The 14197-nt window shown below is 69.6% G+C and carries 1 protein-coding gene (cut by a window edge); it reads right to left on the minus strand.

The genetic code is table 11. The annotated features are described in order from the left end of the window. Nucleotides 1-80 precede the first annotated feature (80 nt). Nucleotides 81-14197 carry the 3' portion of an SdrD B-like domain-containing protein gene (locus tag AC6I0Y_RS11060; protein ID WP_497731940.1) on the minus strand. The gene runs 13402 nt beyond the window's last position, so 14117 of the gene's 27519 nt are visible here — the last part of the coding sequence; the start codon falls outside the window, past its right edge; it ends in the stop codon at nucleotides 81-83.

Consider the following 14197-nt stretch of genomic DNA (forward strand, 5'->3'; position numbering starts at 1 on the left):
CCCCGGCGAGCGCCCGCGCCGCGCGTCCCCATCAAAAGAAAGCGGGCGGCCGCATTCACGCGACCGCCCGCTCGGGAAGGCTAGGCTTCCTCTTCCTCCCTGCGGCGCCCGAAGAGCAGCGCCAGGAAGATGAGGGCCACCGAAACCCCTGCCGCCGTGAGCACCAGGTGGATCCAGCTCACGTCGTCGCCCGTCTGGGGAAGTCCCAGCAGCACTGGGTGCTTGGGGTCGCGCGGCAGCCGGTCGGGCGTCAGCGGATTGCGCGGGTCATCGGGACTCGGCGGATTATCGGGATCCTCCGGCTCCTCCGGGTCGATGGGCGTGTGAAGGCCCAGGTCAACCGGATTACCCGTGCCGTCCTCATGCCGCGCCCAGCTGGCTGGCGCGAAGGTCGCGTAGGTCAGGCCGTAGGCGTTGGGGCCCGAGGCCTTGCGGCCCAGCGGCGCCAGCACGTCGGTGACGCCCTCGTGCTCCGGCACGCGCTGGCCCACCAGGTTCAGGTGCGCCCACTCGTTGTCGAGGGCGTCGCTGTCGCCGGCGTTCAGCGGCACGTACTCGGTGCCGTCAGGCTTGTCCATGCGCAGGCGGTACTGGTAGGGCTTGCCCTGGGCGTCCACCACCGGCACGACGAAGCGATAGCAGCCGTCCTCGTCGGTGACCGTCTGGCCGGCCTTCTCCCACGTGCCCTCCGAGAGGATGCCGTCGAACTCGACGCGCTCGTTCGGGTCGATGACCTCCTCCGGATCGTCGTCGGCGTCGTTCTTGTCGGAGGCGCCGGCGTCGTCCTTGCCGCCCGCAGAGCCCCCGGCCGCCAGACGCGCGCGAACCATGGCCAGCAGGGGCTCGTCCATCACCAGGCGGCCATCCTCGGCGGCAGCCGCGTCGGGGAAGCCGGGCTCGTCGCCCTCGGCGTCCGGCGCGTCGGGGCCATCCGGGCCGTCATCCGGGCCGGGCTCCGGATCGGCCGGGCCGTCGGGCCCGCCCGGCTCCTCGGGCTTGTTCGGCTCATCCGGATCGGTCGGGCCGTCGGGGCCCTCGGCCGGGCCGAGGTCGAACCACTCGATGGTGCGCGGGGCCTTCTCCAGCGGCTCGCCGCTCAGATCGAGATGGCTGCCCTTCACGCCATCGGTGGTGCGGCTGTGCCAGCCGTCGGCCACCGCGTCGGTCAGCGACGTGGAGCGCCGCTCGAGCGTGACGACCATGCCGGGGTACTTCACGTCGGAGAGGTCCTCCAGCTGGATGCCGTCCTTGTCGGCGTCCTCCCACACCCAGCCGCTGATGAGGGCCGAAGAGAAGGGCGCGACGCCGGCGTCGTTATGCTCGCTCTCCTCCACCGTGGCCGTCGACCACTTGGCGCCCTGCGGGCCCTCGATGAGCACCTCGGCCGCCTCGCCCGGCTGCTCGCGCACGGCCAGCAGGATCAGGCCGTCCACCGGCTCGTCGGGGATGAGGCGCGTGGTGGCGTCATCGAGGTCGGAGTCGACCGTCGCGTCGCCGCCCCGGTCACGCGGGGTGGCGTCGTAGCCCGCCGGCAGCTCCACCAGGTTCACGCGGTAGCCGTAGACCACCTGGATCTCCTCGCCGCCGACCACCTGGAGGCCCGTGGCCGGCAGGTCGTCGAAGCGGTAGGTGCCGTCGGCCTCAACCACGCGCTCGCGGTCGGGGTAGGCGTCCTCGCCCTCGCCGTTGAACGCGCGGTCGTAAACCCACAGCGGCTCGGGCCCGAAGGCCTCCTCCTCGTCGGCGCCATCGCCAGCGGCCGGGCCGTCGGCACCGTCGCCGTCACCGGCGCCCGGGCCGGCATCCGGATCGTCGTCGCCCGTGCCACCGGACGTGCCGGCATCGCCCGCGCCACCGGACGTGCCGGCATCGCCCGTGCCGCCGTCACCGGCATCCGGGCCGGCATCCGCATCCGCGTCCCGCGTCGTGGGGCCGCCGGGCGCGCCGGCATCGGGGTCTCCCCCATCGGGCGTCCCGGCGTCAGGCGCCTCCGAGGTCACGCCCTCCGGCTTGTACCAGTAGCGGGTCAGGCGCACGACGGCCTGGCCGGCATGGCCGCGCTCGCCCGTCTGGCGGATGCCGTCGTGGTTGAGGTCGTCCCACACGATGCCGGAGACGTGGGTGGTCGAGACCTCCTTCACGCCGGCATCGCCGCCGCGCTGGGTTGCCAGCGCCTTGGGGGTGTCGTAGGTGACGCTCTTGTAGGCGTCCTCGTACTGATGGCCGTCGCCAGCCGCGGCCTCCACGCTCGTCAGCACGTAGCCGTCCTTGCGCGCCAGCTTAGCCGCGCCGTCCAGGAAGTGCTCGGCCAGCACGAGACGGCCGCCCTCGTCGCGGGTAAGGTCGGAGTCGTAGCGCTGGTCGTCCGCGCCTGCCTTGGGCACGTCGTAGCGGCTGGGCGCGAACCCGGGCTTCAGCTCGCCCAGGGACACCCGGTACGCCACGAGGCACACGTCGTCAGCGGCGCCGCGCTCCTCATGGGCAACCGGATTGCCCGCGGCATCCAGCTGGAGGTAGCTCGGCAGCCCCTCGAAGGCGTAGATGCCCTGGGCGTCGGTGGTGGACGCCTTGGCCCCCAGGGGCGCCGACGTCACCGACGGCTGGGGCGTGGTCGTGCCGTTGGGAACGTAGCCCACCGAGGAGCCCGCGCCCTCCGGCAGCGTGACGACCGTCACCGGCGCCAGCGGCGGCCCCGGCGGCACGGCCTCGCCGCTGCCGTCGCCGTCGCCCGAGCCGTCACCCGAGCCGTCGCCCGAGCCGTCCGCGTCACCGGCGCCGGCATCGCCGTCGCCAGCGCCATCCGCACCCGCGCGGCCGGCCGGCTCGCCGCCGTCGCCCGCAGTCCCGGCGTCACCGCCGTCGCCCCCGTCCGGATCGGTGCCCGAATCGCCCGGGCCATCCGGGCCGTCCGGCCCCGGACCCGGCTCGGGCTCGTCGGTGCCGGGCCCTTCGGTACCCGGGCCCTCCACGGCCTCCTTGCCGCGGGCGCGCGCCGTCACCGCGTAAGAGCGGCCGCTCTCAAGCCCGTCGAACACGACGCGGCCCGCCTCGTCGCCCGCCACCCACACGGCATCGGGGCTCGTCGGGTCGTCGGCCAGCGTGTACTCCCAGCCGTAGGGCGCGTCACCCGCCGGCGGGGCCGTCACCTCCAGGGAGTCGGCCGACACGCGCACGGTGCCCGAGGGCCCCGTCACGGTGGCGGCGCCCAGGGTCATGACCATCATCGGCGTCTCGCACAGCTCGTCACGGGCGGCCACGTGGCGGCAGATCACCGCGTACTCGACGGCCGGGTCGAGCCCCTCGAACACGCCCTCCTTGCCCGGCCACGGGTTGGCCGCGCCGTCATCGCCGTACCACGTGAGCGTGGTCAGGTCGGGCAACGCGCCCGGCGCCAGGCCGGCGGTCGGGTAGATGGCGTACTCCGTGCCGTCGACGACACGCTTGACCGTCACCGAGGTGTCGGTGGCAGTCAAGTCGCCCACCTCGGGCAGCTTGGAGCCGAAGTTCTTGTTGAGCGTCCACTCGCCCGTCACGGGATGCTGGTACCACTGGGTCAGGAACACGCGCTGGCCCGGAACCGGCTGCTCCTCCTGGTCGATCACCGACACCGGCGGGGTGGTTCCCTCGGCGTCGATGAGCGGGTTGCGGAAGTTGCGCAGGCCGTCGTAGTTCTCGTCGTCCCACACGATGCCGCGGATGACGGTGGTCTGGAACGGCCCGAACCCCGCGTTCAGGCGCAGCTCGTCGCGGCCCTCGGAGATGTCGAAGCCGCCGGCCGTCGTCTCGCGGTAGTACAGGTCGGTCGCCTCGGCCTTGGTCGTGGGCGCCGCGATGACGATGCGACCGTCCACCACCGAGAAGCCGCCGTCGGAATCGGCCGCCACGCGCGCCGTGCCGGAGAAGTCGGGCTCCTCGAAGTGGTTGGGCTCGCCCCAGGCGAGCGGATAGTTGCCCGCGCCGTAGGCCAGCGGGGTGACGATGTCCTTGCTCAGCGAGGCATCACCGGGGCGATGGGCCTTCGAGTTGACCTCGTCGGCCTGGGCCTGCGCGTCGGCCGCGTCGTCCGTCGTCTCGTCAGCATCGGCCTTCGCCGGCTGCGCCAGCAGGCGCGTGACCGGCAGGCCCGTCACGCCGGCGTCGCCCTCGCCCTGCACCTCAAGGGTGTAGCCCATGAGGAACTGCTTGTCGGGATCGTAGTTCTGCCCGTCCGGGTCGTACGGATCGTAGTTGGTGCACACCGGGCTGTCGCGGAACTCGTAGTAGCCCGGCTTGCCCGCCTCGTAGCCCGGATCGCCCGGCTGCGGGTCGGCGGGGCCCGAGCCGCTCAGGGCCGCGCCCGTCATGAACTCGATGCTCTCGCTCTCGGGCATCTCGTTCCACTTGCCGTTGGCCCACACCCACGGCCGCAGGATGACGCGCTTGCCGTCGAGCATCTGCTCGCCCTCGTCGATGAGGCCGTTGTAGTTGCGGTCATTCCACACGTAGCCGGAGATGACCTGGCTCTGGGGCATGCGCACGCCGCCGTCGTTGTAGGCGCGGTCAGAGCCCTTCGCGGCGTCGTAGGTGAGCACCGGCTCGGTGGGCGCGGTGTCACGCGGGGCAGCCGGCTCGCCCAGGGCCGCCAGGGCCCGGGCCGCCTCAGCCGGGCGCTCGATGAGCCCCAGGTTCCAGTTGTCGTTGTACGAGTTGCCGGCCTGGACCTTGTTGCTGGCCACCGACGAGCCGTCGGCCACGTCCAGCAGCACGGTGTACTCGCCCGACGACGAGCCGTCCACCTTCATGAGGTAGGCGTCGTGGTAGTTGAGGTTGGAGTCGAGCGTCGGGTCGTCGCCGCGCTCGTACTTGGCCGTCAGGAAACCGCGGGTCTTGTAGCGCGGCTCGGTGACACGCATCCGGTAGGCGTACACGCGCACCTCGCCGTCCACCCGCGTCTGGGTGGGCAGGTCGTTCCAGCGGTACACGCCGTCGCTCAGCTCGCCGTCGGCCGCCTCGCGCTTGGCCGTCTGCTGGTTGTGGCCGCGGTCAGGCGCACCCAGGCCATTGGTGTAGTTGGCGCGGTAGGCGTCCCACTCGTCCTGGGTGGCCCAGGTCAGGTCGTCCTCCCAGCCGCCGGCGCCGTCGGAGACGTAGCGCTCCAGCGTCACCTGGATGCCGTTCACGCCCGGCTCAAGCAGCTTGGGCTTGCCGTCGTCGCCCATCACGAGCGCGCCGTTCTCGTCGCGCTCGAACTCGTCGGACTGGATGCCGTCGTTCACCACGTCGTCCCAGATGACGCCTACGATGTCACGCACCGGGGACGGCAGCTGGCCCACGTCGCCGCCGTCGACGGCCTCGTCCTCGCCCACGCGGGTGGTCAGCCAGTCGAAGGCGCGCGCGTCCTCGTCGGACACGAGCACCTCGCCCGCTCCCAGCTGCACGTGGGAGTCGCGCCACTGCTCGTAGCCGTCGGCTTCCACCTCGCCCGCCAGGATGATCTGGCCGTCATGGGCGCGGGTGCCGAAGGCCGTGCTGTCGGCGCTGAACGCCTCGCGGCCCTGCACCACCATGTTCACGAGCGAGTCCACCGAATCGGGCACATCGGAGTCAAGGCCCGTCGACGCGGCGGCGCCCTCCTCGTCGGCGGCGTCGGAGTCGGTCGCATGGTAGCGCGACAGCAGCCAGTAGTTGTCGTTGCCGTTGGCGTCCACGCTGTGGTTGAGCTCGGCCAGGCGCACGCGGTAGCCCGCCAGGAAGTGGGCGCCCTGCGGATCGGTGTAGGCCGTCGGCAGGTTGTCGAAGGCGTAGGTGCCGTCCTCGCCGGTGCGCACGCTCACCACGCCGTTGGCGGCCGTGCCGCCCGTCACCACGGGCCCGGCCCACAAGGGGTTGCCGTCAGCATCCTCCTGCGGCACGCCGTTCTCGTCCACGGCGCGCACGCCGGTGCGGTCATCGGCGCCGAAGGCCTCGTTGCGGAACCAGTGGCTGCCCCCGTCGTCGGGGTTGGTGCGGGCCGGGTCGTAGAACCACTGGGTCAGCGTGACCACCTGCCCCGGCACGCCGGGCTCCACCAGCACCGGGTTGCCCTCGGCGTCCATCACCTCGTTGCCGTCCTCGTCGACCTCTGCCTCGAAGGACTGGATGCCGTCGTAGTCCTCGTCCTGCCACACGCGGCCGGTCACCGTGGAGCGCGGAACCTCCACCAGGCCCGCGTCCCAGTGATCCACGCGCACCGCCGCCGCCAGGTCATAGCGGGTGAAGCGGCTGCCCTCGCCCACCAGCACGGAGTTCTCGGGAAGCGAGGTGCCCTCCTGGTACCGGTCGGCCACCACGATCATGCCGTCCGGCGCCACGTCCTCGTCGGCAACCGTGCTGCCGGCCCCCTCGTTCAGGTAGTAGGAGAAGGCGTTGTCCGCCGCGAAGGGCGCCGGCGTGAGCGTCTGCTGGTGCGCGGGGATGGCGCGCACGGTGCTGCTCGCATCGGAGTCCAGGTTCTCGTCGGGGTTGCCGTCCTCGTCGAGCGCGCGGTTGCGCAGCGAGAGCGCCCAGTCGGCCGAGAGCCCCCGCAGAAGCTCGCGGTCAATGCGCAGACGATAGCCCGCCAGGTACTTCTTCTTGTCCTCGTCCTTGATGTTGGGCGAGGCCTCCGGGTCGGGCACGTAGGTGGGGATACCCTTGAACATGTAGCTGCCGGAAGGCGTGGTGGTCTGGGTGAGGCTGGCCTTCAGGCGCTCGCTCATGCGGTCCTCGGGCACGGGAACCCATGCGCCGTCGATGCCGTCGGTGCCGGTCTCGTGGCCGTTGGGGCGCCACCAATACTGCTCGAGGGTCACCTTCACGCCGGCGATGCCCGTCTCGGTGCCGTTCTGCACGCCGTTGTAGTTCTCGTCGTTCCACACGTAGTCGCCCAGGTAGCCCTTGGTGCCGTCCACCCAGCCCAGGGCGAACTTGCGATAGTGCTTGAAGCCGAGCCACTGCTGGCCCGCGTTCTCGTACACCGCATGGCCCGCATCGTCCACGGGCACCTTCAGCTCGAAGGGCGCGGTCTGGTTGACGCCGCCCACGATCTTCAGGTCGTTGTCCCACACGCCGTTGGCGCCCGGCATCTCCAGCGGGCCGCCGTTGGCCCAGGTGTACACCGTGGGCTTGAGCAAGCGCTGGCGGTTGTCCTCGCAGGTGATGACGTAGTGGCGGTCGGGAATGAGGCGGAACTCGAAGCGTCCCTGGGCGTCGGTGTTGAAGGCCGCCGCCACGCCGTCGGCCGTGATGGCCGGCTCGGGGTCGTAGGTGTCCGTCTCCGGATCGTACTCGTGCACCACCACGCGCATGTTCTGGAGGCGCAGCTCCTTCTGCTCGGTGCCCGAGGCCATCAGCTCCTCGGTGGTCAGCTTGTCGGCGTTGTCCCAGTCGGCGCCCACCCAGTCGAGAACGCCGTTGATGTCGTCGGGATCCTCCTCGGTGAGGTCTTCCAGCATGTCGTCGCGGAAGGCCACGCCGTTGATGGTCACCGGACGCGCCAGGCCCACGTCGTAGCTGGTCATGCGCGCGTCGTAGCGCTCATGCACCGGATCGGGCTCGCCGGCGGCGAACTTGTCCTTGTCGTAGGCCACGGCCTCCACGTCGATGGCCTTGGTGGTGGTGGCGATCATCTGGTTGTTCTTGCGCTCCACCGAAAGCGGGTTGCGCGCGTCGTCCGGGCCGATGGACTGCGTGGTCAGCGAGAACCACGCGTACTCCTGCGGGAACGTGAAGCGCAGCTTGTACTTGCCGGGCTTCAGGTTGGACAGGATGTAGTACCCCTTGTTGTCGTAGTAGTCGCTCTCGGTGACGTAGGAGTACGGCTCGCCGTTGTCGGCGCTGATGTAGCCGTCCAGGTCGCTGCGCAGGGGCACGCCCGTCTGCGGGTCGGCCACCACCCAGCGGTCCTCGAAGCCGGTCTTGTCGTCGTTGCGCAGCACGGCCACCTCGCCGTCGCGGTTGCACGGCCAGCCGTACTCGTTGAGCAGCTCCACCTTCACGCCGTTGACGCCCGGATCCTCCGCCACGCCGTCGAAGTTCACGTCCTTGAACAGCGCCGAGGTGGGCTGGCCGTTGCCGTAGAGGCCCGTCCACACGCCCGTCTGGGGGTCGATCTCCTTGTCGGTGGATAGGAGGAAGCGGCCGTTGTCGGCCTTGTGGTAGGTGGTCGAGCGGCCCAGCCCGTCGGTGGTCAGCTCGCCCAGGGTGTCGTCCTGCAGGCCGTTCCAGTCGGTGTCCAGCCACACGTAGTCGCCGATGTAGCCGCGGCCCTCGGGGGCGTCCACGAACACGCCGGCCATGACCTCTTCCTTGAGCGAGGTGCTGCCCGACGCGCCGCCGGTGGTCTGGCGCTGGGCGTAGGTGTTCCACTGCGTCACCTCGGCCAGGCGCGCGGCCAGGCCCGGGTTGGCGTCAGGCTGGCCGTCCACCTCGTTCATGTCGAAGTCGCGGTCGCCCGTCAGGGTGCCGTTGTACTTGGGCAGGTTGAGCGGGGTGCGCAGGTCGTAGCTCAGGCGGATGTAGCCTTGGCACGGCAGGTTGGAGTTGTCGTTGACCACGCGCATCCACACGAAGCGGATGGCCTTCTTCAGCTTCTCGGCCTCGTCGGGATGATCCTCCACGTACTGCTTGAGGGTGTTGAGGTTCACCATGTTGATGGAGGCCATGCCCGCGTCATCCTGGGAGATGGCGTCCATCCACTCGATGATGTACTGGTCTTCCTGGGTCTCGCCGGACTGGGCGTAGGGCGGCGTGATCCCCGACTCGGGCAGCGGCACCAGCTTGCCGCCGCGCGTGGCGATGGGGCCCACCCACAGCTTCGCCTCGAGGTCGCGCTCGGCGCCCTCGGTCACCATGACACGGCCGTTGGGGTTGTCCTCGTCCAGCGGATCCATCATCACGAGCTTCACGGAGTCCAGGTCGTCCAGCCAGCCGTTCCACTGCGACTTGCGGCCCACCGGCTCGCCGTCCATGAGCTGCTTGACCTTGGTGTCGCCCTCGTAGGGCAGGATGTCCATGAAGGCGGTGCGGATGTAGCCCTTGGCTTTCTCGGCGTCGGCGCCCACGTTGAGCGCGGAGATCTCGTAGGTGTAGCTGGAGCCCTCCGGCGCGGCCGCCGGGCCGTTGACCGCCTCGTTGAACATGGAGTTGAGGTCGGTGGTGGACTCCTTCTTCTGGCTGATGGTCTCGCTCGACACGAAGCCGAGGGCGGCCAGCTGCATGCACACCATCTTCTGGTCGGTCTTGCCGTCCAGGTTCACGTCACGCGAGTCGCGCTCGAGCGCGATGCGGTCGGCCGTGGTCTGGATGGCCGGCACGTAGCCGTTGAAGTTGCCGTCCTTGTAGGCGTAGCTGGACGCCATCAGCAGATCGCGGCTCACCGCGGAGCTGGCGTCCGAGCGGATGGGCATGAGGATGTCCACGATGACGGCCTGGCCCATGTCCAGACTGCCCTTGCGCAGGGTGCCGTCGCCGTAGGGCGCGCCGGTGAAGCGCCAGTTCATGAACTTGCGCTGGGTCTTCACCGTGGCCGAGCCGGCCTTGTCCTCGATGAGCAGGCTGCCGCCGATGCGCGGGTCAGACAGGCGCACGTCGTTCACGCCAGAGGCGTCGGCAGGCGTGGTGGTGGTCAGATCGTCGGACACGTCCACCACGCGGTAGGTCCACATGGGCTTGACGGCGTTCAGGTTCTGGGCAGGCGTGACCACCACGGTGTCCATCTCCACGAGCCACACCGGGTTGCCGTCCTCGTCAAACACCGGATTGCCGTCCTCGTCGGTCTTCTGGATCTTGTTCCCGTCCCCATCCAAGATGTAGACGGGGTTGCCGTCCTTGTCCAGGATGGGCTCGTCGCGGGTGACGGCCACGCTCTTGTAGGCCATGTTCAGCGGGTGCGTCGGCTTGGCCGCCTCCGAGGCGGGCACGTAGCGGAAGTCCGCGTCGCTGAGCGCCGTGGCCGCGCCGTAGCCCTCGATGAAGGGCAGCAGCATGGATATCTGCGGGTTGGAGCAGTAGTCCACCTTGGCCGCGCCCGTCACGCCCAGGGCGGCGAGCTGCTCGGCGCTCAAGTTGGTGAGCTGGACGGAGTAGCGCATCATGCGCGATCCGCCGGGGTCGATGGCGGGGGTGCCGGTGCTCCAGGAGTACTCGGTGCGGTAGTTGCCCGAGAAGTACGACTGGCTCATGTCGATCTTGATGTAGGGGAACTCCGGGTCGCGGTAGAAGCCGGCGCGGTCGCGCTCGGCCTCCACGAACTTGGTGTCGTCGTAGCGCGGCACGGCGCTCACGAAGTGGTTGATGTGGGACGCGGTGGTAGCGCCGGTCACGTCGCCCTCGGCCAACACGGAGATGCCGTCGTCCACGCCAGTGGCCAGCAGGTGGGTGCCCTTGCGCATCTTCTCGTACAGGGGGATGGGCCGCTGCTGGATGGTGGGGTCCTCGCTCACACGGGTATGGCTCAGCACGCCGGCCGCGTTGCTGGTGATGGTGGTCGGCATGTCGGTGCCGTTCTTGAGCATCTTCTCGCCGTCGGCGTTGAGCAGGTAGTCGCCGTTGGACATGGTGTACCACTGCCAGCCGATGTTGTTGCGGTTCGGGTCGATGTCGTCGGCCTCCTGGGCGCCCTTGGTGGCCGCCTCCTTCTCGGGGGTGGACAGGTCGTCGGGCATGGCGTCCACCGCCAGGCGGAACCCGTGGGGCACCGGCGTCACGTGCGACTCGTAGTCGCTCGACACGTCGCCGTCCTCGCCCACGGCCTTGATGACCCAGCGCACCTGGCGCACGTCCTCGTTGCCGGCCGAGTTGATGGGGATGGCGGTGTTCTGCTTGTCGGAGACGGCGTAGCCCGCGCGGCTGCCCACCAGCCGCCAGGTGCCCTGCTTGCCGTCAGCGGTGTTGAAGTCGTCGGCGTCGTCCTCGCCGTAGAAGTAGTCGCGGTCGGCATCGGTGCCGGGCAGCGCGAAGTTCTCATGGTCGATGTAGGCCGCGCCGTTCTGCTCGTCATAGCCGTTCAGGGCGGCGGAGGGGTCGTTGGGAGCCTTGCGGACGTACACGAACACCCGCAGCTTGCTCTCGGTCTCGGCCTCCTCGTTGGCCGGCACGCGCCGGGCGCCCGGCGTGCTGGCGTCCACCTCGGCCCCGGCGGCATCCACGTACTTGTACGCGGCGCCCGGAACCTCCCACACGCCCGTGTTGACACGCGCGATGCTCGGCTCGATGCGGCCGATGGGCGTCGTCTTGCTCTGGAACGGCGCGTCGGTGATGGTGGAGTCGCCCGTGGACCACCACGGCACCTGCCAGTCGACGATGAAGCTGTTCACCGCGCCGCCGGTGTTGATGGCCTGGGTCAGGTAGAACTGGTTGTTGCCGCCGTCATGGCCGTCGTCGGCCAAGGTAACGGTGGTGAAGTCGGGGTCGGTGATCTGGCGGCGCAGCACCGCGGTGTCGGCGCGCACGCTGGCCATGGGCTTGCGCACGCGGAACCAGCCCGCCTGGGCGCCCACGTACACGTCGTCGTACTCGCCGTCGCAGTCCAGGTCGATGGCGGGCATCTCGTCGCCCGTCACCTGGTCGACGTAGGCAGGGCTATCCTGGGCCTTCGTGCCGCTCAGGAAGAAGCGCACCGGCGACTGCGCGGCGAAGTCGTCCACGCCGAAGTCGGCCAGCGGGTCGTCGGGGCGCACCGGCTTGGAGGCAGTGGTGCCCGCCTTGTCGCCCGCCGCGTAGGTGTGATCCCAGTCGTCGCCCTGCATCCACTGGAGCTGGCGCTCCTCGGTGGTGTAGTAGGCCTGGCAGCTCTCGCCGTCCCACGAGCGGATGGTGTCCATCTGCTCCTTGTAGCTCACGGGGCGGCCGTCCACCAGCATGCCGTCGGTAGCAGACTCCTCCGAGCCCAGGCTGTCGACGCGCGTGCGCACCTTGAGGGTCACCACGTCCTGGTAGCCCAGGTAGCCATCGGGGTGCACGCCGCCCCAGTAGGCCGCCAGCAGGCTGTCGTACTTGTCGAACTCCTCGTCGGAGGCGTCGTCGGGCGGGGCCAGCTCGAACACCACCACCTCGCCCTCGTGGGCCTTGGGCTTGACCGTGGGGTCGTCCGGCACGTCGGTCGGGTCGTCGGCGTCCGGCTTGCCGTAGTCAGGGTCGGTGAAGTTGTTCTCGTCGTAGGCGGGCTGGGTGGTCACGTTGACCGTCCAGCCGCGCGCCACCAGCTGCTTGGGGGTGAGCTTCTCGTGGGTGACGGCGTTGCCGTTGTGGCGGTCCTTATAGGTGCGCTCCACGTAGAACGCGTAGTCGTCCCCCTCGTAGTCGGCCAGGTAGCGCTCGAAGGCGCCCGTCGCGTCGTCCTCGGCGTTCACCAGCTTGTCGTGGTCGTAGAAGGTCACGAAGTCGGGCAGGTACAGGGCGAACACGAGCTTGCCGTGGTTGAGCGCGCCGCGGCCGCCCACGCTGGCGGTGCCGTCGGGGTTGGCGCAGCGCAGGGTGGCGGCGAACCAGGGGGTGTCGGCGTACTCGAAGGGCTTGTCCGGGTCGCCGGCGGCGCTCACCGTGCCGTCGTTGTTGAGCACGTTCGTGCCCTGGGCGCCCTTGCCCGTGGACGTCGAAGCCCCCGACCACGTGGCCGGGTCGTCGTCGCGCGGCCGGTCGGCCGGCTCCAGCTCCGCCTCGTAGGACGAGCTGAACGTGGGCGACACGAAGCGCAGCTTGAGCGTGGCGTAGACGCCCGCATCGGTGTGGGTGCGCGGCGCGTCAGCCGTCTTGGCCTGGAACTTCTCGGTCACCTCGGCCGCATCGTTGCCGTTGAGGCCCTGGGTGGTGGCCGACGAGAGCGCATACTGGCGGCGGAAGGTGTAGTCCGACGCGTTGAGGCCCTTGTCGCCCTCGGGGCCGGCCAGCGCCACCGACTTCAGGCCGGCGCCGTAGGTGCCGCCCGTCTCGGTGTACTTGCCGAAGTAGCCCGTGAGCGGGCTGTTCTGCACGCCCTCGCGCGTCTGGGTGCCGTCGTTGTAGTAGTTACGGGGCAGGGCGCCGGTTTCCATGAAGCGAGTCCAGGTGTTGTGGTAAGAAGAATCCTGGTAGTCCGCCGGGCGATGGGCGTCCTGCTCGTAGGACCAGGAGATGCGCGGCGTGGTGTCGTTATGGGTGCCACGATAACAGCTATCTTGGCTCTGGGATTGGTATCGGTACGACTCCACCGGCGCGTCCAGGCGCTTGTCGAAGTAGCGATCCACCACGCCACAGTCGTCGTTTTCCCCCACGCCCGTCTCGCCGCGGTAGCGCGCCGGCGCGCCCACGGTGAAGGGGTTGTTGGCTATGTCGTTGTCGGTGAGGAACTGGTACCCCGTCATCTTGGAGGTGACGTAGGTGCGGATGTTCTCGTTGGCGCGCCCCGCCTCCAGGTGATCGGGCTCCTCCGGCCACTCCGGCTCCTCCACCAGGGAGATGTCGAACTTGAACGTGTCCATGCCCAGCGCGGGGATGCGCTGCTCGGCATCCTCGGCATGGTCGAGGTCGTCGCCCTTCGCGGTGAAGCGCACCACGAAGCGGTACTGCGGCTCGTCATCGTCATAGGAGGTCTCGGGGTTCACCTGCTCGTAGGTGACCGTGGCGCGGAAGTTGGCGTCCTTCCAGGCATTGTCCTCGTTGTCCGTCACCTCGGCAGTGTTGCCGGCGTAGGCGTTGTAGGAGTAGGCCGCGTCCCAGTCGGCCAGATCCATCTCCTGCTCCACCCCGGGCCATTCGCCGTAGGGCTTGCGCGTGCCGCGGTGCACGGGAGCCATGCCCTCGGGCAGCACCGTGGTCACCACGGGCAGGATGAGGTCGCCCTTCTGGCCGCCGTTGGTGGTGTAGTTGGCCGTGCGCCGCTCCTCCACCGAATTGCGCCAGGAGCAGCGGGCGTACTGATCCCACCAGTAGCGGTTCTCCACGTGGATGTTGAGCTGGCGCGTGTCGGTCTCGGCCGCCAGGTAGTAGTCGGTGGAAGGGCCGGACACGCCGTTCTCGCCGATGGTGTTCCACACGCGCACGAGCGGCTTGCGCTGCACGGCGCGGGTGCCCGTCTGGGCGTACACCACCGCATCGGCTCCCACGGCCGCATCCCCGCCCTTGTAGGCCTCGCTCCAGAAGCCGTCGAAGCCGTCGTTGCGTGCCACCGACCCCATGGCGTTGCCCTCATCGGTGCGCACGGTGGCGTTCTGGATGGTGTAGC

This window comes from Adlercreutzia sp. St.1H8, from assembly GCF_059728655.1.